The organism is Mycobacterium sp. ZZG (genome assembly GCF_054786995.1).
Window position 1 is genome coordinate 116,279 of sequence record NZ_JBTBFV010000001.1, and the last position, 26,216, is coordinate 142,494.

23 protein-coding genes and 1 pseudogene are annotated in these 26,216 nt (G+C 69.8%); 9 read left to right on the top strand and 15 right to left on the bottom strand.

The genetic code is table 11. The features are described from left to right. Together ACXMYJ_RS00640 and ACXMYJ_RS00645 are read right to left on the bottom strand one after the other, a co-directional pair. Window positions 1-1,476, bottom strand: coding sequence for an acetyl-CoA acetyltransferase (locus ACXMYJ_RS00640; protein ID WP_260752731.1), 1,476 nt, complete (start codon window positions 1,474-1,476; stop codon window positions 1-3). Then, entirely contained in the window at window positions 1,477-3,852 is a 2,376-nt protein-coding gene (locus ACXMYJ_RS00645) for a CaiB/BaiF CoA-transferase family protein (RefSeq protein WP_460353226.1), read from the bottom strand. A gap of 87 nt (window positions 3,853-3,939) precedes the next feature. Between ACXMYJ_RS00645 and ACXMYJ_RS00650 the strand changes: the two genes are divergently transcribed. Both ACXMYJ_RS00650 and ACXMYJ_RS00655 read left to right on the top strand, forming a co-directional pair. After that, complete coding sequence (locus tag ACXMYJ_RS00650) at window positions 3,940-6,441, top strand: phosphoketolase family protein (RefSeq protein WP_460353229.1); 2,502 nt, start codon at window positions 3,940-3,942, stop codon at window positions 6,439-6,441. A 19-nt stretch (window positions 6,442-6,460) separates the two neighbouring features. Continuing rightward, window positions 6,461-7,222 carry a CPBP family intramembrane glutamic endopeptidase gene (locus tag ACXMYJ_RS00655; protein WP_260752730.1) on the top strand — a complete coding sequence of 254 codons (762 nt, stop codon included), beginning with the start codon at window positions 6,461-6,463 and terminating at the stop codon, window positions 7,220-7,222. A 22-nt stretch (window positions 7,223-7,244) separates the two neighbouring features. On the opposite strand, the gene ACXMYJ_RS00660 is transcribed toward ACXMYJ_RS00655, so the two are convergent. The 3 genes from ACXMYJ_RS00660 to ACXMYJ_RS00670 form a co-directional block, all read right to left on the bottom strand. Beyond that, window positions 7,245-8,258 (bottom strand): zinc-binding alcohol dehydrogenase family protein, encoded by a 1,014-nt coding sequence (locus ACXMYJ_RS00660; protein WP_460353231.1) that lies wholly within the window; start codon window positions 8,256-8,258, stop codon window positions 7,245-7,247. Between the two features lie 14 nt (window positions 8,259-8,272). Continuing rightward, window positions 8,273-8,578, bottom strand: coding sequence for a GlsB/YeaQ/YmgE family stress response membrane protein (locus ACXMYJ_RS00665; RefSeq protein ID WP_260752728.1), 306 nt, complete (start codon window positions 8,576-8,578; stop codon window positions 8,273-8,275). Between the two features lie 116 nt (window positions 8,579-8,694). Next, a complete protein-coding gene (locus ACXMYJ_RS00670) occupies window positions 8,695-9,732 on the bottom strand; it encodes an APA family fibronectin-binding glycoprotein (protein ID WP_460353234.1) in 1,038 nt (345 codons plus the stop codon). Between the two features lie 315 nt (window positions 9,733-10,047). Between ACXMYJ_RS00670 and ACXMYJ_RS00675 the strand changes: the two genes are divergently transcribed. The 3 genes and pseudogenes from ACXMYJ_RS00675 (at window position 10,048) to ACXMYJ_RS00685 (ending at window position 13,190) form a co-directional block, all read left to right on the top strand. Beyond that, window positions 10,048-10,719, top strand: a complete 672-nt coding sequence (locus tag ACXMYJ_RS00675) for an SDR family oxidoreductase (RefSeq protein ID WP_460353236.1) — start codon at window positions 10,048-10,050, stop codon at window positions 10,717-10,719. Window positions 10,720-10,843: 124 nt separating this feature from the next. Further along, window positions 10,844-11,676 (top strand): annotated as a pseudogene (locus ACXMYJ_RS00680) (LLM class F420-dependent oxidoreductase); the annotation flags it as partial. A gap of 140 nt (window positions 11,677-11,816) precedes the next feature. Continuing rightward, window positions 11,817-13,190 carry an NAD(P)/FAD-dependent oxidoreductase gene (locus ACXMYJ_RS00685; protein WP_443187279.1) on the top strand — a complete coding sequence of 458 codons (1,374 nt, stop codon included), beginning with the start codon at window positions 11,817-11,819 and terminating at the stop codon, window positions 13,188-13,190. Here the strand turns inward: ACXMYJ_RS00685 and ACXMYJ_RS00690 are convergent. The 8 genes from ACXMYJ_RS00690 to ACXMYJ_RS00725 form a co-directional block, all read right to left on the bottom strand. Beyond that, window positions 13,187-13,813, bottom strand: a complete 627-nt coding sequence (locus ACXMYJ_RS00690) for an urease accessory protein UreD (RefSeq protein WP_443187280.1) — start codon at window positions 13,811-13,813, stop codon at window positions 13,187-13,189. The genes ACXMYJ_RS00685 and ACXMYJ_RS00690 overlap by 4 nt on opposite strands. Then, window positions 13,813-14,517 (bottom strand): urease accessory protein UreG, encoded by a 705-nt coding sequence (gene ureG, locus ACXMYJ_RS00695; RefSeq protein ID WP_443187281.1) that lies wholly within the window; start codon window positions 14,515-14,517, stop codon window positions 13,813-13,815. The genes ACXMYJ_RS00690 and ureG overlap by 1 nt, the downstream gene beginning before the upstream one ends. A gap of 13 nt (window positions 14,518-14,530) precedes the next feature. Then, window positions 14,531-15,175 carry an urease accessory protein UreF gene (locus ACXMYJ_RS00700; protein WP_443187282.1) on the bottom strand — a complete coding sequence of 215 codons (645 nt, stop codon included), beginning with the start codon at window positions 15,173-15,175 and terminating at the stop codon, window positions 14,531-14,533. 17 nt (window positions 15,176-15,192) lie between these two features. After that, window positions 15,193-16,914: an urease subunit alpha gene (locus tag ACXMYJ_RS00705; RefSeq protein ID WP_443187283.1), complete on the bottom strand. Its 1,722-nt coding sequence runs from the start codon at window positions 16,912-16,914 to the stop codon at window positions 15,193-15,195. A 25-nt stretch (window positions 16,915-16,939) separates the two neighbouring features. Further along, a complete protein-coding gene (locus ACXMYJ_RS00710; protein ID WP_443187284.1) occupies window positions 16,940-17,257 on the bottom strand; it encodes an urease subunit beta in 318 nt (105 codons plus the stop codon). Window positions 17,258-17,270: 13 nt separating this feature from the next. Further along, the gene (locus ACXMYJ_RS00715; RefSeq protein ID WP_260752715.1) at window positions 17,271-17,573 is read right to left on the bottom strand and encodes an urease subunit gamma; all 303 of its coding nucleotides are present in this window, start codon (window positions 17,571-17,573) and stop codon (window positions 17,271-17,273) included. Window positions 17,574-17,676: 103 nt separating this feature from the next. Next, window positions 17,677-18,081: a PaaI family thioesterase gene (locus ACXMYJ_RS00720; protein WP_260752714.1), complete on the bottom strand. Its 405-nt coding sequence runs from the start codon at window positions 18,079-18,081 to the stop codon at window positions 17,677-17,679. A 175-nt stretch (window positions 18,082-18,256) separates the two neighbouring features. Continuing rightward, complete coding sequence (locus tag ACXMYJ_RS00725; protein ID WP_443187286.1) at window positions 18,257-19,027, bottom strand: iron reductase; 771 nt, start codon at window positions 19,025-19,027, stop codon at window positions 18,257-18,259. 172 nt (window positions 19,028-19,199) lie between these two features. Between ACXMYJ_RS00725 and ACXMYJ_RS00730 the strand changes: the two genes are divergently transcribed. The 4 genes from ACXMYJ_RS00730 to ACXMYJ_RS00745 all read left to right on the top strand — a co-directional run bounded on the left by ACXMYJ_RS00730 (window position 19,200) and on the right by ACXMYJ_RS00745 (window position 23,628). Further along, window positions 19,200-19,616 (top strand): BlaI/MecI/CopY family transcriptional regulator, encoded by a 417-nt coding sequence (locus ACXMYJ_RS00730; protein WP_443187287.1) that lies wholly within the window; start codon window positions 19,200-19,202, stop codon window positions 19,614-19,616. Window positions 19,617-19,630: 14 nt separating this feature from the next. Continuing rightward, a complete protein-coding gene (locus ACXMYJ_RS00735) occupies window positions 19,631-20,566 on the top strand; it encodes a M56 family metallopeptidase (RefSeq protein ID WP_460353242.1) in 936 nt (311 codons plus the stop codon). Between the two features lie 55 nt (window positions 20,567-20,621). After that, a complete protein-coding gene (gndA, locus tag ACXMYJ_RS00740; RefSeq protein WP_460353244.1) occupies window positions 20,622-22,091 on the top strand; it encodes an NADP-dependent phosphogluconate dehydrogenase in 1,470 nt (489 codons plus the stop codon). 100 nt (window positions 22,092-22,191) lie between these two features. Then, on the top strand, window positions 22,192-23,628 hold the full coding sequence (locus tag ACXMYJ_RS00745) for a GuaB1 family IMP dehydrogenase-related protein (protein ID WP_460353246.1): 1,437 nt from the start codon (window positions 22,192-22,194) through the stop codon (window positions 23,626-23,628). Here ACXMYJ_RS00745 and ACXMYJ_RS00750 read toward each other — a convergent pair. Continuing rightward, window positions 23,581-24,663 carry an ABC transporter ATP-binding protein gene (locus ACXMYJ_RS00750; protein ID WP_460353249.1) on the bottom strand — a complete coding sequence of 361 codons (1,083 nt, stop codon included), beginning with the start codon at window positions 24,661-24,663 and terminating at the stop codon, window positions 23,581-23,583. The genes ACXMYJ_RS00745 and ACXMYJ_RS00750 overlap by 48 nt on opposite strands. Continuing rightward, window positions 24,656-26,212: an ABC transporter permease gene (locus ACXMYJ_RS00755; protein ID WP_260752705.1), complete on the bottom strand. Its 1,557-nt coding sequence runs from the start codon at window positions 26,210-26,212 to the stop codon at window positions 24,656-24,658. Before ACXMYJ_RS00755 ends, ACXMYJ_RS00750 begins: the two co-directional genes overlap by 8 nt. Window positions 26,213-26,216: the final 4 nt, after the last annotated feature.

The window sequence follows — 26,216 nt, forward strand, 5'->3', positions numbered from 1 at the left end:
CTATTCCAGCGACGCGGTACCGTCCGGGTGCACCCGCACCGCGGCGCCGGCGATGTCCTCACGCACCGTGACCTCGGCGCCTGCAGGGTCGGTGATCACCGCCAGCGCCCGGGCGTCGTCGGGCGTGCGCACCGCCAGGAACGCTTTCTCCGGTGCGCCGTCGCGGTCGACCGGTGTGGTCCAGGACTCGACGGTGCCGACCCCGGTCCACTCCACCGCGGCGCGGCGGGTCGGCTCCCGGTCGACCTCGGATTGCACGTCCTGCCAACGAAATTCATGTGACGGCGGCTCGGTGCCGTACACGCCGAAGCTGTGCTTGGTCAGGTAGCCGCCGTTGGCGGTGATCAGGCCGCGGCGTCCGGGTTCGGCGGCGAGCCGCTCGGCCATCGTCGCGATCGAGTGGGTGACGTAGTTGTTCCACGGTCCGCCCGCGAACGTCAGGCCGCCGGTGACCGTCAGCGGCCGCGCCGGATCCCCGACCGGCAGGCCCAGCTCGGCGGCGGCCACCTGGACAGCTGACGGGAAGCACGAGTACACGTCGATCAGGTCGATGTCGTCGACGGTGGTGCCGGCCAGTTCCAGCGCCCGCCGGCCCGCGATGCGGATGGCCGGCGAGGTGTGGAACTCGGCCCGCTCGGCGATGGCGTAGGTGTCGTGGGAGTCCGCTCCGGCGTAGGGGAAAACCCAACGCTCGGTAGGGATCTGGAGATACCGGGCCTTCTCGGCCGAGGCCAGGATCAGCACCGCCCCCTGATCGACCATGTTGTTGGAGTTCATCAGCTTGGTGTACGGCCAGCTGATCATCCGGTTCTTCGGCGACGGCTGCCAGATCTCCTCGGCGGTCAACGCGTCGCGGCTCCACGCATGCGGATTGTCCGCGGCCACCGCCGAGAACTGCGACCACAACCCTCCGATGCGCCTGCGATGCTCGTCGGGTGATTCCCCGGCGGCGATGCGCACCGCCTGCTCGAACATCGGGTAGACGTAGGCCGGTCGGTCCAGGTTGATCCGCATGTCGGACGGGCCCGCCATCGGCACGCCCTCGTCGGCCCCTGGCGGCACCGGCACCGATTCGTCCTGCTTGGTCCACGCCGGTTTGCGGCCCGCGGCGCGCAGCCGGGTCCGGGTACGCCACGTCTCGGCGCCGGCGATCAGCACCACGTCGGCCCGGCCCTGCTGAATGTCCAGGCACGCCAGGTTCACCAGGGTCTGCGGCACGTTGCCCCCGATGCCGGTATAGCGCGTCGTCGCCTTGTCGGCCCCGATGCGTTGCGCCAGCAGTAGTCCGGGGTCGCGGTAGCGCCAGGACAGCAGATTGACGACGCGGACCGCGTCGACGGCCTCCAGGACCCGGGGGTCGGCCGCCTCGCGGGCCGCCGCGGCCATCAGGTCGATGGGCTCGACGCCGGGATCCTCCTCGTGCTGGTTGACCTGGCCGTAGCCGACGAGGACGGGCGTCCTGGGATCGATGGGCATCTAGGCGGGGGCCTTTCGCTCAATGGGCTGATGGGTGAACAACGCGCCGGCGGCGACCAGGTCGTCGACGTGCGCGGGGGTCATGCCGAGCACGTCCCGGCAGATCTCGGCGGTGTGCTCGCCCGGCATGGGGGCCGGGCCCGAACCGGCGCGTGGGATCCGGGCCAAAGGCGCCGGCGCGGTCTCGGCCGGCATCACCGGCTCGACCAGCGGATGGGTCATCGGGCGCAACAGCTTGCGGGCCCGGATCTGCGGGTCGGCGAGAACATCGGCCGCGCGGTACATGGGCGCGGCGGGGATTCCCGCCTCCTGCAGGCGGCGGGCGACGCCGATGTTGGTGCGGCTGCGGGTCCACCGCGACACCGCGTCGATGAGTGCGGCTCGGTCGTCGGGCAATCGCGGGATCCCGAGCAGGTCCGCCAGCGTCGCACGGTGTGCCGCGGTGCGCAGCGAGATCACACACCACTCGTCGTCCCCGGCGCACGGGAACACCGCGTCCATGTCCTCGCCGAGACGGACGGGAAGGCCTGCGCCGGTAGCCGATTCGACAGCGAAGTGTTCGGCCAGCTGACTCATCGCGGCCTCGGCCTGGGAGATGTGGACATGACCGCCGGGCCCGCCGGTCAACGCGCGCCGGATCAGGGTGGCCAGCGCGGCGATCGCGGTGAGCCTGCCGACGAGGTGGTCGGGAAAGACCGTGGTCGCATCGTAGGTCGCGCCGGGCGCCGCATCCGGGGACGTCCACAGCCGCGTGACGCCCGAGGACGCCCGGACCAACGGTCCGTAACCCATCCGCGCGCTCCACGGACCGCGATCGCCGAACGCGCTGCTCTCGGCGAGCACGATGCCTGGATTGAGCTCCCGCAGCCGCTCGTAGCCGAAGCCCAGGGAGGCAAGGGTTCCGGGCCGGAAGTTCGCGAACACCGCGTCGGCGCCTCCGACGAGGCGGCGGAACACCGCCGCGCCGGCCGGATGGCGCAGATCGAGCCCGAGGCCGCGCTGGTTGCGGTGCGCGAGCGCCCACGACCGGCTCATCAGCGTCCCCGGCGTGGTCTGGCGTAACCCGTCCGGATAAGCCGCGCTCTCGATCTTGATCACGTCGGCGCCGAAATCCGCGAACAGCCGGCCCAGCTCACCGCCGGCCACGATCACCCCGAGATCGAGGATGCGCAGTCCCTCGAACGGACGGGCGCCGGCGGCTCCGGACGCCGGCGCAGGCTCGACCCGGTGCCGCCACTCGGCGATCTCGACGGACTCCGGCCCGTGCCGGTACCCGTGGCGCATGCCGTCCACCACCAGCGCGCCCCCCGGCATCACGATCGTGGCTGCAGGCGTCAGCGATGCCTCGGTCAGCGTGCCGGCCTGCTGGAAATGGTCGGCCGACAACGCCTCTGACGGCGAGAGCACCGCCACCACCGGGACGCCGCGGGCCTGGCCCTGCGCGACGAGCTCGGCCCTGGTCTGGGTGGCGAACAGGGCGCCGATGGCGGCGTTCAGCGTGCGCGACGCGGCATACCTGGCGGCGATCGTCTCGAACTGCGGTCCGGCGAACTCCTCGGGCCGCCCCAGCCAGTCCCACATACTCCGCCACTGCCGCGGCGACAGCAGGCACAGCCGCACCTGCCCGTCACGGCATTCGACGATCGGGTAGATCTGCTGGTTCCGTGGCCGTCCACGCCACAACCGGTCGGGCGACTTCACGCCGACCACGGCCTGGCCCTCGGTGCCGAACGGCGGATCCAGCGCCTGCACAACGGCCTCGAAGCGCGAGGCGTCGATGAATTCTCCCCTGCCGCAACGCAATCTGTCGAAGTACGCGACCAGTGCGGCCCAGGCCGCCTGCGCCGCCGCGGTGCCCGACGCGACACCGCGAGGGGGCAGCACCGGCGTTCCCGTTGTCGGTCCGGTCCGCGAAAGCGCCGAGGACATCGCGTAGAGCACCGCGTCGGTGGCGCGCCACCGTGCGTACGGACCGGTGGTGCCGAAGTCGGTGACCGACACGACGACCAGGTGCCCGAACCGTGCCGCCAGGCCCTGCCCCGACAGTCCGAAAGCCGCTGCGATGCCGTCACTTCCGGGTTCGGCATGTCCCGACTCCACGACGATGTCGGCCGCGGCAGCGAGGTCCGTCAGCCGTCGGCGGTCCGCGCTGCTGCCCGGATCCAGCCGGACGCATCGCTTGTTCGCGTTGTTCACGGTGAACCCGACCCCGACGCCGTCGACCGCCGGCGCGGCGGTCCGGGTCGTGGACCCACCCGGGGGTTCGATCTTCAGCACGTCGGCGCCGAGGTCGGCCAGGATGCGGCTCACTGCGTCGGCGTCCCCGGACGCCAGGTCGAGCACGCGCAGCGACGGCAGCAACGCACCCTCGGACATCCGAACACGATAACGGTGCGCAAAAGATTAACGCGCACGCCATCGGGTACGGGTTGACTGGACCTCGATGCCGAGTTGGATGAAGAGATGACTGCCACGACCACAGCCGATACCTCCCCGATCGCATGGAAGACCGTGGAACGCCGTCCGCTCAGCGACGCGGAGATCGATCAAGTGGACCGGTGGTGGCGCGCCGCCAACTATCTGTCGGTCGGTCAGATCTATCTGCTCGACAATCCGCTGCTGCGCACGCCGCTGAGCCGCGACGACGTGAAGCCCCGATTGCTCGGGCACTGGGGCACCACGCCGGGGCTGAACTTCCTCTACGCCCACCTCAACCGGGTGATCAAGGAACGGAGCCAGTCGACGATCTACGTGACGGGCCCGGGACACGGCGGCCCCGGCCTGGTGGCCAACACCTACCTCGACGGCACCTACAGCGAGATCTACTCCGACGTCACCCAGGACGACGAGGGACTGCGCCGGCTGTTCCGCCAATTCTCCTTCCCCGGCGGCATCCCCTCGCATGTGGCGCCGGAGACCCCCGGGTCGATCCATGAGGGCGGCGAACTGGGTTACGCGCTGTCGCACGCTTACGGTGCGGCATTCGACAACCCAGACCTGCTGGTGGCCGCGGTGGTCGGCGACGGCGAGGCCGAGACCGGGCCGCTGGCGACCAGCTGGCATTCCAACAAGATCTCCAACTCCGCGCACGACGGCGTGGTGCTGCCGATCCTGCACCTCAACGGCTACAAGATCGCCAACCCCACGGTGCTGGCCCGCATCCCCGAAGACGAGCTGCGCGCGCTCATGGTCGGATACGGTCACCGCCCGTACTTCTTCGAAGTCCCCGACGACGAGGGCGGGCCGGGCGTGGATCATGCCGATGCCCACCGGCGCTTCGCCACCCTGCTCGACGACGTCCTCGACGAGATCGCCGCCATCAAGGCGAGGGCCCGCGCCGGTGACGAGTCCCGCCCGATGTGGCCGATGATCGTGTTCCGCACACCCAAGGGCTGGACCGGTCCGGCCACCATCGACGGCAAGAAGACCACGGGTTCGTGGCGGGCCCACCAGGTACCGCTGGCCAGCGCCCGCGACACCCCGGAACACCTCGCGGTGCTCGCCGACTGGCTCGCCTCCTACCGCCCCGGCGAACTCTTCGACGACGACGGGAAACTGATGCCCGACATCGCCGAGCTCGCGCCGCGAGGGCAGCTACGGATGAGCGACAACCCGCACGCCAACGGCGGGCTGCTGCTCAAGGACCTCCGGCTGCCCGATTTCCGTGAGTGCGCCGTCGACGTCCCGGCACCGGGAGCGACGGTGGCCGAGGCGACCCGGGTGCTCGGCCAGTGGCTCACCGGGGTGATCCGGCTCAACCCGGACAACTTCCGCATCTTCGGCCCGGACGAGACGGCGTCCAACCGCCTGCAGGCCGTCTACGACGCCACCGACAAGCAGTGGAACGCCGAGTTCTTCGGCCCGGAGGTCGACGAGCACCTCGCCCGGGTGGGCCGGGTGGTGGAGGTGCTGTCCGAGCATCAGTGCCAGGGCTGGCTGGAGGGCTATCTGCTCACCGGCAGACACGGGCTGTTCAACTGCTACGAGGCGTTCATCCACATCGTCGACTCGATGCTCAACCAGCACGCCAAGTGGCTCAAGGTCACCAACGGCATCCCGTGGCGGCGGCCCATCGCCAGCCTGAACTATCTGCTGTCCAGCCACGTCTGGCGGCAGGACCACAACGGGTTCTCCCACCAGGACCCCGGCTTCATCGACCACGTGGTCAACAAGAGCGCCAAGGTGGTGCGGGTCTATCTGCCGCCGGACGCCAACACGCTGCTGTCCACCTACGACCACTGCCTGCGGTCCCGGCAGTACGTCAACGTCGTGGTGTCGGGCAAGCAGCCCTCGCCCAACTTCCTGACCATGGAGCAGGCGGTCGCGCACTGCATCCGCGGCGTGGGCATCTGGGAGTGGGCCGGTTCGGAACAACTGGGAACCGATCCCGACGTCGTGCTGGCCTCCGCCGGGGACATCCCCACGCTGGAGGCGCTGGCCGCCGCCGACATCCTGCGTCGGCACCTGCCGGATCTGTTGGTGCGGTTCGTCAACGTCGTCGATCTGATGCGGCTGCAGGACCCGACCGAGCATCCGCATGGGCTGTCCGATCGCGATTTCGACGTCATCTTCACCACCGACCGCCCCATCATCTTCGCCTATCACGGCTATCCGTGGCTGATCCACCGGCTGACCTACCGCCGGGCCGGGCACGACAACCTCCATGTCCGCGGATACAAGGAGGAGGGCACCACGACCACCCCGTTCGACATGGTCATGCTCAACGATCTGGACCGGTATCACCTGGTGATGGACGTGATCGACCGGGTTCCGTCCTTGGGTTCGCGGTGCGCGACGCTGCGGCAGCAGATGGCCGACAAGCGGATCGCCGCGCGTGAATACACCCGCGCGTACGGCGACGACATCCCGGAGGTGAAGGACTGGGTGTGGCCCGCCGCGCGCGAATCGGGCTTCGGCACAGCCGGCAGTGACGCCACCGCGTCCACCGGGGGGGACAACGAATAGCCGGTAAGCTGGTGCGGTTATGTCAGATGCCGTCGCAGCCTCCGCCGAGCCGCACCCCGTGGTGGCCCAGCTCGCCGCGCTGCATCACTTCCGGATCTATGTCGACATCGCGGTCGTCGTCGTCGTTTTGGCGCTGACCAACCTGCTGGCTCACTTCACCACCCCGTGGGCCAACGTCGCCGTGGTGCCCGCCGCCGCGCTGGGACTGCTGGTGTTGATCCGCTCGCGAGGGCTCGGCTGGTCGGAACTGGGGCTGGGCCGGGAGCACTGGAAGTCCGGCGCCGGGTACGCCCTGGGCGCGGTCGGTCTGGTCGGGACCGTGATCGCGATCGGGGCGCTGCTGCCGTGGACGCGGCCGATGTTTCTGAACAACAATTACGCGACGCTGTCCGGTGCGCTGATCGCGTCGATGATCATCATCCCGCTGCAGACCGTGATCCCCGAGGAGCTCGCGTTCCGGGGCGTGCTGCACGGCGCGCTGGACCGGGCCTGGGGCTGGCGCGGCGTCGCCGCGGCCGGCTCTGTGCTGTTCGGGCTGTGGCACGTCGCCACCTCGCTGGGCTTGACGGCCAGCAACGTCGGGTTCACCAAGATCCTCGGCGGCGGGGTGTTCGGGATGGTCGCCGGGGTGGTCGGCGCGGTGCTGGCGACCGCGGCCGCCGGTTTCGTGTTCTCCTGGCTGCGGCGCCGCAGCGGCAGCCTGATCGCGCCGATCGCGCTGCACTGGTCACTCAACGGACTGGGGGCGCTGGCCGCCGCACTGGTGTGGCACCTGTCATGACCTGCCGGGCGGCCGGGGCGGGCTAGACGACCAGCACGGCCGCCCCGGCGACCCGCCCGGCGGCCAAGTCGCCGAGCGCCTCGTCGGCGCGGTCGAGCGGATACCGCGGATGGGTGACCTCGAGCCGGTGCCCGGCGGCGAAATCGAGAAACGCCTGCGCGTCGGCGCGGGTGTTCGACGTCACCGACCGCATCTGCCGCTCCTGGAACAGGTGTCGCTGATAGTTGAGCACCGGGATGTCGCTGAGGTGGATGCCGGCGATGGACAGCGTGCCGCCCCGGTCCAGGGCCGCCAACGCGGGCAGCACCAGATCGCCGACCGGGGCGAAGAGGATCGCCGAATCCAGCGGCACCGGCGGCGGATCCGCGGGCCCCTGCGCCGACGCTGCGCCGAGCTCCAGCGCGAGCTCGCGGGCTCGCTGCCCCCGGGTCATCACATGGACCTCGGCTCCCTGAGCCAGCGCCACCTGCGCGGTCAGGTGCGCGCTGCCCCCGAATCCGTAGATTCCCAAGCGCCCTCCGGGCGGCAGGTCAGCACGCAGCAATGCCCGATACCCGATGATTCCCGCGCACAGCAGCGGAGCCAACTCGGTGTCGGCGTAGCCGCCGGGCAGGCGCAACGCGAACGCCTCCGGAACCGTCGCGTACTCGGCGTAACCGCCGTCGGCGTCCCACCCGGTGTACCTGGACTCCGGGCACAGGTTCTCCCGCCCGCTCACGCAGTATCGGCAGGCCCCGCAGGTGTGGCGCAGCCAGGCGATACCGACCCGGTCGCCGACCGCGAAGCGCGGTGCCGCCTGCCCCTCCGGCGACGCACCGATCTCGACAACCTCCCCGACCACCTCGTGGCCGGGGACCACCGACGGACGGTGCACCGGCAGGTCGCCCTCGGCGACGTGCAGATCCGTCCGGCACACCCCGCACGCCCGCACGGCGACCAGCAGTTCACCGGGTCCGGCCCGCGGCACCGGCACGGTCACCGAGACCAGCGGGCGAGTCGACATCGGACTGGGTGTGCGCACCTGCCATGCGCGCATCACGGGTCCGGGGTTCAGACGCGCGACTTGGTGAACTTACCGACGATCCACAGCAGGATCACCGAGCCGAGGATCGCGGTGAACAAGGTGAACCACCAGCCGCCGCCGGCGGTGTCGAGGAAGAAACTCAAAAGGAAACCGCCGATGAGGGCACCGACGATGCCGATCACGATGTTCATCAAAATGCCCGAGCCGGAGCCCTTGACGATCTTGCCGGCGATCCATCCCGCGATCGCCCCGATGATGATGTAGCCGATCCAGCCGACGCTGGTGAGCGTTGTCGAACGGGCCAGAATTTCGGTAGCTGCCACGACGTCCATCACGAACTCCTGTCTGTCACCGCGTCGACCCGGTGCGGCCGCGACCGGGCCATGCCCCAGGTATACCTACCTCGGGTAACGAAAGGGTCGTGCAAACAGGCAGCGAACGGACACGATCAGGCGGGCGGCAGCATCCCGGGGGCGGTGTTCGGATCGACCGGGACCGGCACACCGACCGCGGGCCGCGGGGCGGGCGCGTTCGGATCCGGCGGCGGCGCATTCGGATCGGCGGGCGGCACCGGAGCGTTCGGGTCCGCGGCCGGCGGAGGCGGCGGAGGCGTCCAGCGGCGGATCGAGTTCGCCAACGCGACGGCCTGCTCCTGCGGAATCGGGTTGGTCGCCGTACCGAGCCACACCACGAACCACCGCTCCGGGGTGCGCTGTCCGCGCGGGGTGCCCGGCGCAACCGGCGTCCCGACCACACCGGCCCAGATCTGGCCGTTGGGCTTGTTGGTGTCGGTGAACTTCACCTCGTAGGACGACGCGACACCGTTGTTCTCCAGCGGAACGGTCTGCTGATTGATCCGGGTGCCCGGGAACGGCATGAAGAACTCGCCCATGTCCGAGGCGAGCCGCTGGGCCGCCTTGGTGTTGTCGGTCTCCGCGCCGGCGAACAACTTCAGGTCCAGCCGGCCCAGCAGCACACTGGTGTCATTCGGCGGCTGCGTGTCAGGCGGAGATCCTGCGGGCGGCAGCTTGGTCAGCAGCGCCTGCCCGTACGACAGCTGGGTGGAGTCGGAGACCTCCCAGCCTTCGGGCACCACGTAGCTGAAACCGCCGGCGGCGTTGTCAACGCGGCCCGGTTCCGGGGCGGGCGCCGCCGGAGCGTTCGGGTCGGCCGGCGGCACGGGGGCGTTCGGGTCGGCCGGGGGCGGTACCGGGGCATTCGGATCCGCCGGCGGCGGCGGAGGCGCAGGAGCCGGCGGCACGGGGGCGTTCGGGTCGGCCGGGGGCGGTGCCGCCGGGGGCGCCGCAGGCGCCTCGACGGCGGGGGCCGGCGCGGGGCTGGGCGGCGGTGCGGGTTGGGCGTAGGCCACTGCGGGCACGGTCAAGGCCGCGGCCAGTGCTGCCGCGGTGGCGCCGGTCAGCGCCGAGCGTCGCAACGACGTCGGCAGCCCTTTACGGCGCGGGAAATGCACGTCCGGCTGGTCCATGGGGAAGAAACTACCGTGTTGCTGGCGTGACGCAAGTGTGAGGTGCTCAAAATGTGCCGAATCGTTACATTGCTGACCAACGCATACCTGCTGTTAAAGGCGCTGTCGTAGGTAGCTGACGCGCAAGACCACCCGCGCGTGGCGCGGGTGGTGTCACGGTGCCGAAGCGGTCTGGTGTTCTCTCGCTCTGTCCATCGCCGCCCGCCCCGGGCGTGTTACCGGGTCGGCGCGTCGCATTTTCCCATATAGCTACTGTCCAGTAACATTGGCGCCACTCGCTGGGGTTCAGCGTCGAACACAACAGGAGGCTCGCCGATGGATGTGCTGATCACAGGATGCGACACGGATCTGGGACGCACGATCGCGGAGAGCTTCACCGAAGCCGGCCACACCGTGCTGGTCGGCGGCCGGCGCCGCGAGGAGGTCGAGGTTCTCGCCAAGGAACTCGACGCCGACGCGTTGGTGTTCGACAACACCAATCCCGCCTCGGTCGCCGAGCTGCACGGACACGTCCCCGCGCACCTGGACACCATCATCAACGTTCCCGCGCCGACCTGGCCGGGCGGCGACGTCCGCACCTACACGCTCAACGACCACGCCGCCGAGTGGCGCGGCCTGTTCGACGCCACCGTGGTGGCCGCGATGCTGACCGTGCAGGTGCTCGGCGACCACATGCGGTCCGGCGGCTCGATCGTCAGCGTGATCCCGGACTTCACCCACGAGGGTGGCGCCGCGTCTGCGGTCAAGGCCGCGGTCTCTGACTGGACCGCCGGCCAGGCCACCCACTTCGGCATCCGCGGCATCACCGTCAACGCCGTGGCTGTGGGACGCGCCGTGGAACCCGGCTACGACGGGCTCGGCACCACGCCCCCCTCGGTCGCAGCCGAGATTTCCCGGCTCTCGCTGTTTCTCACGACTCCGTCCGCTCGTCACATCACCGGACAGACCCTGCACGTCACCCACGGCGCGCTCGCCAACTTCGGCTGACGCTGGCGTCCCGCGCGGGCTGACGAACGGGCCCGCGCAACGTTTTTCCGCGATCGTTTATTCCGCGGTTCGCGGCGCGTGAAAACGGGCGTCGCCGCTGGGAGCCGGATCGTAGGATCGACCCGACGCCGCGGGCTTCGACTCGGTGTTCGTGATGGACCACTTCTATCAACTGCCCGGCATCGGAACCCCTGATCAGCCGATGCTCGAGGCCTACACCGCCCTCGGCGCGCTGGCGACGGTCACCGAGAACGTGCAACTGGGCACGCTCGTCACCGGCAACACGTACCGCAATCCCACGCTGCTGGCCAAGAACATCACCACACTCGATGTGATCAGCCAGGGCCGCGCGGTGCTGGGCATCGGGACCGGGTGGTTCGAGCTCGAACACGACCAGCTCGGCTACGAGTTCGGCACGTTCACCGACCGGTTCGACAAGCTCGACGAGGCGCTGGAGATCATCCTGCCGATGCTCAGAGGTGAGCGACCCACCTTCACCGGGCGGTACTACCGGGTGCAGGAAGCGATGGCCAATCCCCGCTTCCGCGAACACATTCCGCTGATGATTGGCGGCAGCGGCGAGAAGAAGACGATTCCGCTCGCGGCGCGGCACTTCGACCACCTCAACGTGATCGCCGGCTTCGACGAGCTCGCCAGGAAGGTCGCGGTGGCCCGGCAGCGGTGTGAGGAGATCGACCGCGACCCCGACACGTTGGAGACGAGCATGCTGGTCGGTGCCGTCGTCGGCGAGGGGGTCTCCCCCGATCTGATCCCCGAAGATTTCCGGCAGCGGATGGTGGCCGGAACACCCGGGCAGATCGCCGAGCAGTCAAGGAGAAAGTCCTCGACGCAGGCATCGACGGTGTCATTCTGTTCGTGCCCACCCAGACCGTCGGCTACCAGCCGGGACAGGTTTCGGCGCTCGGAGAGGCACTCAAGCCGCTGGTCACGGCCTGATTCCAGGGGTGGGGCATGTCACCGCGCCGCCCGGAAGCGCAGCGACTAAGGTTCTCGTTGTTCGGAACGGGTAAAGCAAGGAAGGTCTCAGACCGCCCAGGGGACGACCGCATCCGACAAGGACCCGACAAGGAGTTGCAATGAGCCATCCCGGAGCCACTCCGTCCGATCGCCACAAGGTGGTGATCATCGGATCGGGATTCGGCGGGTTGACCGCAGCCAAGACGCTCAAACGAGCCGATGTCGACATCAAGATGATCGCCCGCACCACCCACCACCTGTTCCAGCCGCTGCTCTACCAGGTGGCGACGGGCATCATCTCCGAGGGAGAGATCGCCCCCGCCACCCGGATGATCCTGCGTAAACAGAAGAACGCGCAGGTGCTGCTCGGCGACGTGACGAAGATCGACCTGAAAACCAAGACCGTGCGCTCCGAGCTCCTCGGCCACACCTACATCACCCCGTTCGACAGCCTGATCGTGGCCGCGGGCGCAGGTCAGTCCTACTTCGGCAATGACCATTTCGCGGAGTGGGCGCCCGGCATGAAAACGATCGACGACGCGCTGGAGCTGCGCGGGCGCATCCTCGGCGCGTTCGAACAGGCCGAGCGGTCCAGCGATCCGGCCCGCCGCGAGAAACTCCTCACCTTCGTGGTCGTCGGCGCCGGCCCGACCGGCGTCGAAATGGCCGGTCAGATCGCTGAATTGGCCGACCACACGCTCAAGGGCGCGTTCCGGCACATCGATCCGACCAAGGCGCGGGTGATTCTGCTCGACGCCGCGCCCGCGGTACTGCCGCCGATGGGTGAGAAGCTCGGCAAGAAGGCGCAGGCCAGGCTCGAGAAGCTCGGCGTCGAGATCCAGCTCAACGCGATGGTCACCGACGTCGATCGCAATGGCATCACCGTCAAGGATCCCGACGGCACCATCCGCCGGATCGAGGCGGCGTGCAAGGTGTGGTCTGCCGGTGTGTCGGCCAGCCCGCTCGGCCGTGACCTCGCCGAGCAGTCCGGTGTCGAGCTCGACCGGGCCGGCCGGGTCAAGGTGCTCCCCGACCTGTCGATCCCGGGGCACCCGAACGTGTTCGTCGTCGGTGACATGGCCGCGGTCGAAGGGGTGCCGGGCATGGCCCAGGGCGCGATCCAGGGCGGCAAGTACGCCGCCAAGGCGATCGAGGCCGGCATCAAGGGCGCAGACCCGTCCGAACGGGAGCCGTTCAGCTACTTCGACAAGGGTTCGATGGCCACGGTGTCGCGGTTCAGCGCGGTGGCCAAGATCGGCCCGCTGGAGTTCGAGGGCTTCATCGCCTGGCTGGCCTGGCTGGTGCTGCACCTGGTGTATCTGGTCGGCTTCAAGACCAAGATCGTCACGCTGCTGTCCTGGACGGTGACGTTCCTGTCGACCAAGCGCGGCCAGCTGACCATCACCGAACAGCAGGCCTACGCACGAACACGGATCGAGGAACTCGAGGAGATCGCGGCTTCGGTGCAGGACACCGAGAAAGCGGCGAGCTAGAGTCGCTCCCCCTGCCAGGTGGTCAGAGCACCGCCGGCCGCCAGCGCCAGCGTCACCCCGTCGGTCTCGGCATCGGTTCGGGGGTAGTGCAGTTCGCTGACCGCGGCGCGAGGTCCGGCGATCTCGTCGTCGGTGCAGGCTCCCGTGCCGAGTTCGACGCGGTGTCGCAGCAACGGGGCGCCGTCGAGGTCGGCGTTCAGTGAGCCGCTCCAGAAGCCTTGCCGCTCCCCGGATCTGCCGATCTGGATGCGCTCGCGCAGCCGCACGGCGCCCGTCCCGGCCAGCGCCAGCCGCGTCGACGTGAAGTGCCGCGAGGTGGCTGCGACGATCGTCGGCTCCGGGTCGAGGTCGAGCTCGCCGGCGACCTCGAGCTCCCAGGCCGAGTGGGATTCGGCGGTCATGCGTCCCGGCAGCGTGATGGTGGCAGCCACCGTCCTGATGACGAGTCTGGCCCCCGATTCGACGACGACGCGCATCGCGATCGCGTCGCCGCCCAGCGGGGTCGCCACCGACGACACCAGATGCACGGTGTCCCTGGCGGTGCGGCGTGCCGCGATCCCGCCGCTGCACTCGATGTGAGGCAGGCGGTCGGGCCGGGCGACGATCACGACTTCCGAACGCACTAGAGCGCCTGCGCGACCCGCAGTTGCTCGCGCACCCAGCCCAGCACCGGCGTGGCCGCCGGGTCGGCGGTCAGCGAGATCAGTTCGAACGGACGGACGCCGCGCACCGCCGCCGCGTCCCGCCGCATGACGTCCAGATCGGCGCCCACCAGCGGTGCGAGATCGGTCTTGTTGATCACCAGCAGGTCGGAGAACGTGACACCGGGCCCGCCCTTGCGCGGCACCTTGTCCCCGCCGGCGACGTCGATGACGAAGATCTGCACATCGACAAGACCTGAGGAGAACGTCGCGGTGAGATTGTCCCCGCCCGATTCCACCAGGATCAGGTCCAGGTCCTGCCCCGGACCCGAGTGAGCGGCGATGAGGTCGTCGATCGCGTCGAGGTTGGCGGTGATGTCGTCCCGGATGGCGGTGTGCGGGCAGCCCCCGGTCTGCACCGCGGCGATACGGTCGTCGGGCAGAACGGCGTTGCGGCGCAGGAAGTCTGCGTCCTCGGTGGTGTAGATGTCGTTGGTCAGCACCGCCAGGGACAACTCGTCACGCAACTGGCGGCACAGTGCCGCGACCAACGCGGTCTTGCCGGAGCCGACCGGACCGCCGACGCCGATGCGCAGCGGCTCCCCCACCCGGCGCTCCCGGCGGGGACGGTGGGTGTGGCCGTGCGGCTGGCCGGCCGAATCGGCCGACAGGAAATGCGGTGGCATCGCGGGACTCTCTCTAGGAGGCGAACAACGGGCGGTCACGGTCGGCGTGGCGTTGAGCGAGCACGTCGAGCAGTGGATCGGAAAGGTCGGCGAGCTCCTTGGCAGCCTCGGCCGCGGTCTGCTCGCACAGCGGGGACAACGCGAACGCGACCGCTGCGACGTCGCCGGGATCGAGCGCGAGCAGTCGCTGCGCGGCGGTCGCCGACCCGGTCATCGTCGTGTACACCAGCGACAGCGCGGTGTGTGCCGGTACCAGGCCGCCGGCCCGGCCGGCCACCCCCGCGGCGACGGCCAGGTGCGGTGTCGGGCCGAGGGCGTCCCAGTCGTCCTCCGGCCAGATCCGCCGGGCCAGCCGGACCAGGCCGCGGCCCTGCGCGCGCGAAGCCGCGCGTGCCGCCGGCGAAGGGGTGCGGGCATCTGTCTCGACGTCGCCGGCCCGGCCCGCGGCCGGGGCCAGGGACCCGCGGTGCACGGCCGCAGCCAGCGATGCGGTGACGAGGCCGCTGGTCCGGATCCTGCGCCGCAGAAACGCTTGCAGCGTGACCAGGTCGACGACCAGTCCACTGGTCACCGCCTCCTCCACACCGCCGGAATGCACGTGCCCGCCGGTGGGCAGCCGTGAGTCCGACAGCGCGAGCAGGGTGGCCAGATTGGTCATCGTGGGCAGGACTTCGCCTAGAAGAGGAAGTATCTCTGAGCCATCGGCAGTTCGGCCGCGGGCTGCTCCTGCCAGACCTCACCGTCGATGCGCACCGTAAACGTGTCCGGATCGACCTCGATGTCGGGAGTGGCGTCGTTGAGCGGCATCTGTGCCTTGCCGATTCCGCGGACATTGCCCACCGCGACGAGCCTGCGGTTCACTGCGATCCGGTCGGCCAGGCCGTCCTCGATCGCCTGCGGCGCGACGAAATGCAGTGACGTCGCGGCGGCCGCGGCGGGTGCGGCGCCGAACATCGGCCGCGGCAGCACCGGTTGCGGCGTCGGGATCGACGCGTTCGCATCACCCATCGCGGCCCACGCGATCATCCCGCCCTTGACCACCGCGTGCGGGCGCACGCCGAAGAACGCCGGTTCCCACAGCACCAGGTCGGCGAGCTTGCCGACCTCGATCGAGCCGATCTCGTGGTCGAGCCCGTGCGCGACCGCCGGGCAGATCGTGTACTTCGCGACATATCGCTGCGCGCGGGCGTTGTCGGCGCCGGTGTCCCCCGGCAGGAATCCTCTGCGGCGCTTCATGACATGCGCGGTCTGCCAGGTGCGCATCACCACCTCGCCGATGCGGCCCATTGCCTGCGCGTCGCTGCCGATCATCGAGATCGCCCCGATGTCGTGCAGCAGGTCCTCGGCGGCGATGGTCGACGGCCGGATCCGGCTCTCGGCGAACGCCAGGTCCTCGGGCACACTCGGGTTCAGGTGATGGCACACCATGAGCATGTCGAGGTGCTCATCGAGGGTGTTGACCGTGTGCGGCCGGGTCGGGTTGGTGGAACTCGGCAACACGTTCGGGTGACCGGCGACGGTGATGATGTCGGGCGCGTGCCCGCCGCCGGCGCCCTCGGTGTGGTAGGCGTGGATCGAGCGGCCTTTGATCGCTGCCAGGGTGTCCTCGACGAATCCCGCCTCGTTGAGGGTGTCGGTGTGGATGTTGGCCTGCACCCCGGCCGCCTCGCACACCGTCAGGCACGCGTCGATCGCCGCAGGCGTCGTCCCCCAATCCTCATGCAGCTTGAAACCGGCTGCGCCGCCGCGCAATTGTTCCCACAGGGCGTCGCTGCTGACCGTGTTTCCCTTGGCCAGCAGGGCCACGTTCAGCGGCCAGGTGTCGAGCGCCTCCAACATGCGCGCCAGGTGCCAGGCCCCCGGGGTGACCGTGGTGGCCTTGCTGCCCTCGGCCGGACCGGTGCCACCGGCCACGATCGTGGTGATCCCGCCGCCCAGCGCCTCCTCCATGATCTGCGGGCAGATCAGGTGGACATGGCAGTCGATGGCGCCGGCGGTGATGATGCGGCCATTGCCGGCGATGATCTCGGTGGACGGGCCGACCACCAGGTCCGGGTGCACACCGGACATGATGTCGGGATTGCCGGCCTTGCCGATCGCGGTGATGCGACCGTCGCGAATTCCGATGTCGGCCTTGATGATCCCCCAGTGGTCGAGGATCACCGCGCCGGTGATGACAGTGTCGGGGGCGCCGTCGGCACGCGTTGCGCGCGACTGGCCCATCGATTCGCGCAGCACCTTGCCACCTCCGAACACCGCCTCGTCACCGGCCAGCCCCGGGCCGCCGCTGCGATCCTCGGTGACCTCGATGAACAAATCGGTGTCAGCCAGCCGGATGCGGTCGCCGGCGGTCGGCCCGAACAAAGCCGCGTACCGCGCGCGGGACAGCAGGGTCATCTCGGTTCTCTCTTCGCGCGAGCGCTCATCGGTTTTCGTCCAAACGTCCCGGCGGATCCAGACTCAGGCCGTGCACCTCACGCGCGCCCGTCAGCGGGACCAGGCGAACACGTTGCGCCACACCGGGTTCGAACCGGATCGCGGTGCCCGCCGGGATGTCGAACCGTTGTCCGTGGGCGGCGGCGCGATCGAACCGCAACGCGCGGTTGGCCTGTGGGACGTGGACGTGGCTACCGACCTGCACCGGACGATCGCCGGTGTTGACGATCTCGAGTTCCATCCGCGGTGCGCCCGGGTTGATCTCGATGTCTCCGTCCCCGAAGACGACTTCTCCTGGAATCACCGTCGCACCTGCCTCACGGAATCGGGTGGTGGACGGTGACCAGCTTGGTGCCGTCCGGGAAGGTGGCCTCGACCTGGACGTCGTCGAGCATCTCGGGGACACCGTCCATCACGTCGTCGCGGGACAGCACCGCCTGCCCGCTGACCATCAACTCGGCCACGGTGCGGCCATCTCGGGCACCCTCGAGGATGTGATCGGTGATCATCGCCACTGCCTCGGGATGATTCAACTTCACGCCGCGGGCCTGCCGGCGGCGGGCGAGTTCGGCGGCATACGACAGCAGCAGCCGTTCCTGTTCATGCGGCGTCAAACGCATAGTGGGCGATACTGCCACGCCGTGGCGTACTCAGCAGCGCGCCCGTCCTGCCGCTACGCGTCCGGCTTTGATTCGCCGCTACGCGTCCGGCTTTGATTCGCCGCTACGCGTCGGTGATGTTCTGCAACCTGACCTGCCCCCGCGCGACCACCCGTTCGGTGTCGTCGGTGATGGTGATCAACCACAGCTGCTGGCGCCGGCCGCGATGGATCGGCGTCGATGTCGCCGTGACGGTCCCTGTCCCGATCGCCCGCAGGAAGTCGGTGTTGTTGTTCACCCCGACGACGGTGCCGCCACCGTGTTCGCAGAGCCAGACATGACCCGACACGCTGGCCATGCTCTCGATCACCGCGCAGTAGACGCCGCCGTGCACGATGCCCCACGGCTGCAACAGCTGTTCGGTGATCTCCAGCGTGGCGCGTCCGCCGTCGGGCGTCATCTCCAGATAGGTCAGCCCCAGCACCTTGTCGAAACCGTCACCGAGACCTTGGGGAACTTCACTCGTCACGCGTCGTGTCTACACGTCGCCGCCGCAACCTCCGACGCGGGGTCTGGAGAAAGCGGAAGGGCCCCACACCCCTGGTGTGGGGCCCTTCCTTCGATCGGACCGGGGGTCTCTGCAGCCCTCAGTGACTCCGGCGCGGTCCGTTGGTTCCGATACCAAGACAATAGGCAAGGCTTGCCTAATTAATCAAGACCTTCCCGGTATTCATCCGGGGGGTGCCGCGCACCGGCAGCCCGAAGCCGACCAGCGCGTCGAGCACCGCCTGTCCCCGGCGCATGCTGACGAACTCGCTGGTGCCGGCCAGCAGCGGGATCTGAGTCGCCGCGCTGACCACGGTGGCGCCGACGGTATGCCACATCGCCGGCACGCTCATCGTTCCGGCGCCGACCGCGGCGAGCTTGTCGAAGATGGGGCCGAGCGCGCAGTGGCTGCGATGAGCGATCCAGGTGGTCAGCGCGGCCTCGCTGGGCAGCGCGACGATGCCCTCCTGGGCTGCAACACCGTTGCCGCGCCGGGTGAAGTGCGGATCCTCGGGCAACGCGCGCAGCGTCGGATCCACCACGCCGACCCAGTCGATCGCGCCCTCGGAGTCGACATGGACCCAGAGGTTCTCCAGGCCGGTGTCCCACGCGCGGCCCTCGACCGCCAGCAACGGGACCACTCGCCCGACCACGACGTGGGCGAACGTAGCAGCCAGCTGCTGGGCCACCGCGGACCGGCTCTCGGTCTCGGCGACGCCCGCCTCGAACATGGCGTGCAGACGGTCGGTGGTCAAGATCTCGGCCAGCGGCCACCAACGTCTCCGCGAGAGGTCGCCCATCACGGCGACCCCGTAGACCCGCGGGCACTCGCGGTAGAGCTCCCGCAGGCGGCGGCTCGATTCATGGATCGGCAGCGCGCGCCGGATCGCCATACTCGCGATCAACGGATCCTCGACGAGAACCGTCATGTCACCTCCCGTTCGTGAGTTAGGTTAGCCTTACTATAGTCATAGGCCCCGAGGCCGCCAGGCTGTGTGATCGGACTCACGGCCGCCTGGCCTGCGACGTCATCTGGTACGACACGCGGTAGTAAGCACGTAGTAGGCTTTGGTCCTACTGCCGGTAGGAGATGAACGGAAGATGGCCAAGCTGACGAGGCTCGGGGAACTCGAGCGTTCCGTGATGGACCACTTGTGGTCCGCAGGTGAGCCGCAAACCGTGCGCCAGGTACACGAAGCCCTGGCTGCCCACCGCTACCTCGCCTATACGACGATCATGACCGTGCTGCAGCGCCTGGCGAAGAAGAACCTCGTGGTGCAGCACCGCGACGACCGCGCGCACAGATATGCGCCGACCCACGGCCGGGATGAACTGGTTGCGGGCCTGATGGTGGACGCCCTCGACCAGGCCGCCGATTCGGGCAGCCGGGAGGCCGCGCTCGTGCATTTTGTGGAGCGTGTCGGCGCCGATGAGGCGGCCGCCCTTCGGCGCGCGCTGGCCGAGCTTGAAGACAAGCACCGCATCGGAGGGCCAGGTGGCGATCCGGGTACCGGCTGAGAGACACTGACAGCGTGTCCGCGCTGGCCTTCACCGTCGTGGCCCTGCTGCTGTCAGGGCCGGTGCCTGCGATGCTGGCGCGGGCCTCGTGGCCGCTGCGCGCGCCGCGCGCCGCGATCGTGCTCTGGCAGTCGATCGCGCTGGCCGCGGTGCTCTCGGCATTCTCCGCCGGGATCGCGATCGCGAGCCGGCTGTTCGTGCCCGGACCCGACGGCAGGCCTACCGCCACCATCGTCAGCGAGATCGCTGTGCTGGGCTGGCCGCTGTGGACCGCGTACGTGGTGGTCTTCGTCCTGACCTTGATGATCGGCGCCCGGTTGATCGTGTCGGTGCTGCAGGTCGCCATCGCCACCCGCCGCCGCCGGGCCCACCACCGCATGGTGGTCGACCTGGTCGGTTCCCTCGATCCCCGGCACCGGGCCGGCAACGGCCTGCGCATCCTCGACGTCGCCGAACCACTGGCCTACTGCCTGCCCGGGGTCCGCAGCCGCGTGGTGGTCAGCGAGGGTGCTTTGAAAGCGTTGTCGGACAACGAGATGTCGGCGATCCTCGAGCACGAACAGGCGCACCTGCGGGCTCGCCATGATCTGGTGCTGGAGATGTTCACCGCGGTGCACGCCGCCTTCCCCCGACTCGTCCGCAGCGGGCACGCGCTCCACGCCGTGCGGCTGCTGATCGAACTTCTCGCCGACGACGCCGCGGTGCGGGCCGAAGGTCCGACCCCGCTGGCGCGGGCGCTCGTCGCGTGCGCGTCGGCTCGGGCGCCGCGAGGCGCACTGGCCGCCGGCGGGCCGACGACCGTGGTACGGGTACGCCGGCTCGCCGGCGAGCCCAACAGCAGGGCGCTGGCCGCCGCCGCGTACGCCACCGCCGCGGCGGTGCTGGTGGTGCCGACCATCGCGCTGGCGGTGCCGTGGCTGACCGAGCTCCAGCGGCTGTTCTCGGCGTAGACGCGGCCCCGTAGATTCTGCGGTGCCGCATTCAACGAACGAAAGGGATCCGTTCATGAGCTCGTCGCAGTCCACTACGGGGACGGCGCAGATCGGCGTGACCGGTCTGGCCGTCATGGGGTCGAACATCGCGCGGAATTTCGCGCGGCACGGCTACACCGTGGCACTGCACAACCGCTCGGTGGCCAAGACCGACGCGCTGCTGGCCGAGCACGGATCCGAGGGCACCTTCGTCCGCAGCGAGACCATCGCCGAGTTCCTCGACGCGCTGGAGAAACCGCGTCGGGTGCTGATCATGGTCAAGGCCGGTGAGGCGACCGACGCCGTGATCAACGAGCTGGCCGACGCCATGGAAGAAGGCGACATCATCATCGACGGCGGCAACGCGCTCTACACCGACACCATCCGCCGCGAGAAGGCGATCCGCGAGCGCGGGCTGCACTTCGTCGGCGCCGGGATTTCCGGTGGTGAGGAGGGGGCGCTGAACGGGCCGTCGATCATGCCCGGCGGTCCGGCGGAGTCCTACGCCTCGCTGGGCCCGCTGCTCGAGGAGATCTCGGCCCACGTCGACGGTGTGCCGTGCTGCACCCACATCGGGCCCGACGGCGCCGGCCACTTCGTCAAGATGGTGCACAACGGCATCGAGTACTCCGACATGCAGCTGATCGGTGAGGCCTACCAGCTGCTGCGCGACGGGCTGGGCAAGAGCGCGCCGGAGATCGCCGACGTCTTCGACGACTGGAACTCCGGAGACCTCGACAGCTTCCTGGTCGAAATCACCGCGAAGGTGCTGCGCCAGATCGACGCCAAGACGGGCAAGCCGCTGGTCGACCTGATCCTCGACGAGGCCGAGCAGAAGGGCACCGGCCGCTGGACGGTCAAATCCGCCCTCGACCTGGGCGTGCCCGTCACCGGCATCGCCGAGGCGGTGTTCGCCCGCGCGCTGTCGGGCTCGGTCCCACAGCGCAAGGCCACCACCGGGCTGGCGTCCGGGGACCTCGGCGGGCAGGTGCCCGCAGACGGTGAAGCCGCAGAGCAGTTCACCGAGGACATCCGGCAGGCGCTGTACGCGTCGAAGATCATCGCCTACGCGCAGGGCTTCAACCAGATCCAGGCCGGCAGCGCCGAATACGACTGGGACATCACACCCGGCGACATGGCGAGGATCTGGCGAGGCGGCTGCATCATCCGGGCGAAATTCCTGAACCGGATCACCGACGCCTTCGACAACGATCCCGACCTGCCCACGTTGATCGTGGACCCGTACTTCCGCGACGCGATCGAGAACGCTATCGACAGCTGGCGCCGCGTCGTGGTCAAGGCCACCGAGCTCGGCATCCCGATTCCCGGCTTCGCCTCGGCGCTGTCCTATTACGACGGGCTGCGCACCGAGCGCCTGCCCGCCGCGCTGACCCAGGGGCTGCGCGACTTCTTCGGTGCGCACACCTACGGGCGCATCGACGCCGACCGCGACCAGCGGTTCCACACCCTGTGGAGCGGGGACCGCAGCGAGGTCGAGGTCTAATTTCCGCGCGCGAGCAGACACATACTCCGGCGTGTCGCCGGCATGTCGCGCGAATTTGTGTCTGCTCGCGGGGGAAAGTCGCGCAACTAGACTCGGGTTTGTGAGATTTCTCGATGGGCACCGGCCGCCGTACGACCTGACTTACAACGACGTCTTCGTCGTGCCGAGCCGCTCGGAGGTGCTGTCGCGCTTTGACGTGGACCTGTCGACGGTGGACGGGTCAGGCACCACGATTCCGGTGGTGGTCGCGAACATGACCGCGGTCGCCGGCCGGCGTATGGCCGAGACGGTGGCCCGCCGCGGCGGTCTGGTGGTGCTGCCGCAGGACCTTCCGCTGTCGGCGGTCAAGCACACCGTCGACTTCGTCAAGAGCCGCGACACCGTGGTCGACACCCCGGTGACCCTGTCTCCCGACGACTCGGTATCGGATGCGAACGCGCTGATCCACAAGCGGGCGCACGGCGCGGCCGTCGTCGTCTTCGAGAATCGGCCGATCGGGTTGGTCACCGAGGCGTCCTGCGCGGGGGTGGACCGGTTCACCCGCGTGCGTGACGTCGCGATCTCAGACTTCGTCACCGCCCCGGTCGGCACTGATCCGCGCAAGGTGTTCGACCTGCTCGAGCATGCCCACATCGACGTCGCCGTGCTGACCGAGGCCGACGGATCACTGGCCGGCGTCCTGACCCGCACCGGGGCCGTGCGCGCCGGCATCTACCGGCCCGCCGTCGACGCCCGTGGCCGGCTGCGGATCGCCGCGGCGGTCGGGATCAACGGCGACGTCGGGGCCAAGGCGCGGGATCTGGCGGATGCCGGGGTGGACCTGCTCGTGGTCGACACCGCGCACGGCCACCAGCAGAAGATGCTCGACACGATCGAGACGGTGGCCTCCCTCGACCTGGGGCTGCCGCTGGCCGCGGGCAACGTGGTGTCGGCCCAAGGCACCCGCGACCTGCTCAACGCGGGCGCGTCGATCGTCAAGGTCGGTGTTGGGCCCGGCGCCATGTGCACCACCAGGATGATGACCGGCGTCGGGCGGCCTCAGTTCTCCGCCGTGGTCGAATGTGCTGCGGCAGCAAGGGAACTCGGCGGCCACGTGTGGGCCGACGGTGGCGTGCGGCACCCGCGGGACGTGGCGCTGGCCATCGCCGCCGGTGCGTCGAACGTCATGATCGGATCCTGGTTCGCCGGCACCTACGAGTCGCCGGGCGACCTGATGCACGACCGCGACGACCGACCCTTCAAGGAGAGTTACGGCATGGCGTCCAAGCGTGCCGTCGCGGCGCGCACCGCCGGCGACAGCGCGTTCGACCGGGCGCGCAAGGCGCTGTTCGAAGAGGGCATCTCCTCGTCGCGGATGAACCTGGACCCCGTGCGGGGCGGTGTCGAGGACCTGCTCGACCACATCACCTCCGGGGTTCGCAGCACCTGCACCTACGTCGGCGCGACGACGCTGCCGGAGTTGCACGAGAAAGCGGTGCTCGGCGTGCAGTCAGCCGCCGGTTTCGCCGAGGGACACCCGCTGCCCACTGGTTGGTGACGGGTAGGCCAGCACCTCACCGGCGACCTCCACGGTGACGACGTCACCGTCGTCCAGCGCGGTCGGCCCCGGGCTGCGCAGCTGCAGGCGGGTGCCGTCGTCGAGTTCGACGTGGACGACGGTGTCGGCGCCGTAGAACCGACGCGCCGTCACCCGTCCCGCCGCCCCGGACGCGCCGGTGCCGAACCGTAGCTGTTCCGGGCGCAGCATCACCACCGCCGCACCGGGTGTGGTTCCCGCATCACGCAGCCGCAGTGGTCCGAGCGTGGTGTGCGCGATGCCGGCGTCCACGGTCCCGGAGATCTCCACGGTGCTGCCGAGGAACCGTGCGGTCGCCAGCGAGCCCGGACAGTCGTAGAGGTCGCTCGGCGCGCCGTGCTGGGCGACGACACCGTCGATCAGCAGCGCCACCGAGTCGGCGAGCGACAGCGCCTCGGCCTGGTCGTGGGTGACCAGCAGCGCGGTGGTCCCGGTGTCGTGCAGGATCGTCGCGATGTCCTCGCGCACCCGGACCCGCAATCCGGCGTCCAGCGCGGCGAACGGCTCGTCGAGCAGCAGCACCCGCGGCCGGGCCGCCAATGCCCGCGCCAGCGCCACCCGCTGCTGCTGTCCCCCCGAGATCTCGTGGGGCCGGGCTCCGGCCAGACCGGTCAGGCCGACGACGTCCAGCCAGTGGGCGATCTCGGCGGCCGCTTGCGCGCGGGGGACGCGGCCCAGCCCGAACCCGATGTTCTCCCCCACGCTCAGGTGCGGGAACAACGCTCCTTCCTGCGGCATCAGCCCGACGCGACGGCGGTGCACCGGCACTACTCGGCCGTCCCCGGCCACCGTCTCGCCGGCGATCCTCACCGTCCCGGCGTCGGGATCCTCGAATCCGGCCAGGATGCGCAGCAGCGTCGTCTTGCCGCAGCCCGACGGCCCCAGGACCGCGGTGATGGTCCCCGCGGCCAGCTCGAGGTCGACGCCGCGCAGCACACGGCGCTCGCCGAACGACTTGTGGAGTCCGCGCGCGCTGACCGCGGTCGGGTCAGTCACTGCGCACGGCCCCCTCGTCGGTGCCCCACATCCCGAGCAGCGCCGTGGGGACCGCGGCGAACAGCAACAGCGCGGCCGCATACGGTGCGGCGGCCGCGTAATTGCTGACCGAGCTGTAGTTCCATAGCCGGGTGGCCAGCGTGTCGGTGCCGGTCGGGTGCAGCAGCAGCGTCACCGGAAGCTCTTTCATGCAGGTCAGCAACACCAGGGCGGCACCGGCCGAGATGCCCGGGAGCGCGACGCGGGCGGTCACGGTGCCGAAGGCGCGCAGGGGTGTGCGCCCGAGTGAGCGCGCCACCTCCTCCAGGCGGATCGGGGCGGCTTCCACCGCGGCACGGATCGAACCGATGGCCATGGGCACGAACAGCACGGTATAGGCCAGGATCAGCAGCGGCTCGCGCTGGTAGATCGGCCGCAGCAGCAGCACGCCGAGGGACACCATCGAGATCGCGATGACGATGGCCGGAAGGCCGTGGGCGACATAGCTCGCGCCCTCCAGCAGCCGGGTCGCCCGGTCGCGGTGACGGGCCGCGAGCACCCCCAACGGAAGCGCGGCGGCCGTGGACACCAGCGCGGCGGCGGCCGACAACCATACCGTCGCGCCGAGCGCGCCGGCCCACTCGGCGAAGTCCCAGGTCGCGCCGGCGGTGAGCAGCCACTGCGCCAGTTCGGCACCCGGCAGGACAACGGCGGCGGCCAGCACGGCCGCGGGCGCCATCAGCCAGACCGGGCCCCAGGATCCCAGACGGTTCAGCGGCGCCGGTCGCGGTGCGCCGCCGCCGAGGCGCGAGGCCGCCGCGAGTCCGCGGGCCCGGTGCTCGGCCACCACCAGCGCCACGGCGAACACCATCAACACCAGCGAGAGCACCGCGGCCCGGGACGGATTGAACCCGGAGCGGTACGCGCCGTAGATCACCCAGGTGAACGCCTCGAAACGCATCGCGGCGACCGCGCCGAAATCGCTGAGCACGTACAACGCGACGAGCAGCGCCCCGGCGGCGATCGCGGCGCGCGCCTGCCGCAGTGTGACCCGGAACAGCACCGCGACCCCACCCAGCCCGAGCGAGCGCGCCACCTCTTCCTGGGCCGGGTCGACGCGGGCCAGCGCCGCCATCGTGGTCAGCAGTACGAGCGGATAGCTGACCAGGGTGAGGACCAGCGCAGCGCCCCAGAAACCGGTGATGGCCGGGAACGCCGACACCCACAGGTAGGCGAGCAGGTAGCTGGGCATCGCCAGCGGCAGCGTCAGCGCCACCGCCAGACCGCGCCGCCCCCACAGATCGGTGCGGGTGACCAGCACGGCCAGTCCGACCCCCAGGACCACGCAGGCGGCGGTGACGACCGCGACGAGCACCAGCGAGCGGCCGACCAGGGCCGCGGTGCGCGGCTGCACGAGCTCGTCGACGACGAATCCCCAGCCGCGGTCCAGTGCGCGCTCGGCCAGGTACGCCAGCGGCACCAACGTGCAGACCGCGACCAGAGAAGCAGGGAGCAGCAGCAGCGCCGGCGGGCGGCTGCGGGCCGAACGGGCCGCGGCGGTGACCGCCACCGAG

What these genes read in the sequence shown, in the direction of transcription:
- ACXMYJ_RS00640 (WP_260752731.1), bottom strand. Translation starts at nt 1,476, where the DNA reads ATGCCCATCGATCCCAGGACGCCCGTCCTCGTCGGCTACGGCCAGGTC.
- ACXMYJ_RS00645 (WP_460353226.1), bottom strand. Translation starts at nt 3,852, where the DNA reads ATGTCCGAGGGTGCGTTGCTGCCGTCGCTGCGCGTGCTCGACCTGGCG.
- ACXMYJ_RS00650 (WP_460353229.1), top strand. Translation starts at nt 3,940, where the DNA reads ATGACTGCCACGACCACAGCCGATACCTCCCCGATCGCATGGAAGACC.
- ACXMYJ_RS00655 (WP_260752730.1), top strand. Translation starts at nt 6,461, where the DNA reads ATGTCAGATGCCGTCGCAGCCTCCGCCGAGCCGCACCCCGTGGTGGCC.
- ACXMYJ_RS00660 (WP_460353231.1), bottom strand. Translation starts at nt 8,258, where the DNA reads ATGCGCGCATGGCAGGTGCGCACACCCAGTCCGATGTCGACTCGCCCG.
- ACXMYJ_RS00665 (WP_260752728.1), bottom strand. Translation starts at nt 8,578, where the DNA reads ATGGACGTCGTGGCAGCTACCGAAATTCTGGCCCGTTCGACAACGCTC.
- ACXMYJ_RS00670 (WP_460353234.1), bottom strand. Translation starts at nt 9,732, where the DNA reads ATGGACCAGCCGGACGTGCATTTCCCGCGCCGTAAAGGGCTGCCGACG.
- ACXMYJ_RS00675 (WP_460353236.1), top strand. Translation starts at nt 10,048, where the DNA reads ATGGATGTGCTGATCACAGGATGCGACACGGATCTGGGACGCACGATC.
- ACXMYJ_RS00685 (WP_443187279.1), top strand. Translation starts at nt 11,817, where the DNA reads ATGAGCCATCCCGGAGCCACTCCGTCCGATCGCCACAAGGTGGTGATC.
- ureG (WP_443187281.1), bottom strand. Translation starts at nt 14,517, where the DNA reads ATGCCACCGCATTTCCTGTCGGCCGATTCGGCCGGCCAGCCGCACGGC.
- ACXMYJ_RS00700 (WP_443187282.1), bottom strand. Translation starts at nt 15,175, where the DNA reads ATGACCAATCTGGCCACCCTGCTCGCGCTGTCGGACTCACGGCTGCCC.
- ACXMYJ_RS00705 (WP_443187283.1), bottom strand. Translation starts at nt 16,914, where the DNA reads ATGACCCTGCTGTCCCGCGCGCGGTACGCGGCTTTGTTCGGGCCGACC.
- ACXMYJ_RS00715 (WP_260752715.1), bottom strand. Translation starts at nt 17,573, where the DNA reads ATGCGTTTGACGCCGCATGAACAGGAACGGCTGCTGCTGTCGTATGCC.
- ACXMYJ_RS00725 (WP_443187286.1), bottom strand. Translation starts at nt 19,027, where the DNA reads ATGACGGTTCTCGTCGAGGATCCGTTGATCGCGAGTATGGCGATCCGG.
- ACXMYJ_RS00730 (WP_443187287.1), top strand. Translation starts at nt 19,200, where the DNA reads ATGGCCAAGCTGACGAGGCTCGGGGAACTCGAGCGTTCCGTGATGGAC.
- gndA (WP_460353244.1), top strand. Translation starts at nt 20,622, where the DNA reads ATGAGCTCGTCGCAGTCCACTACGGGGACGGCGCAGATCGGCGTGACC.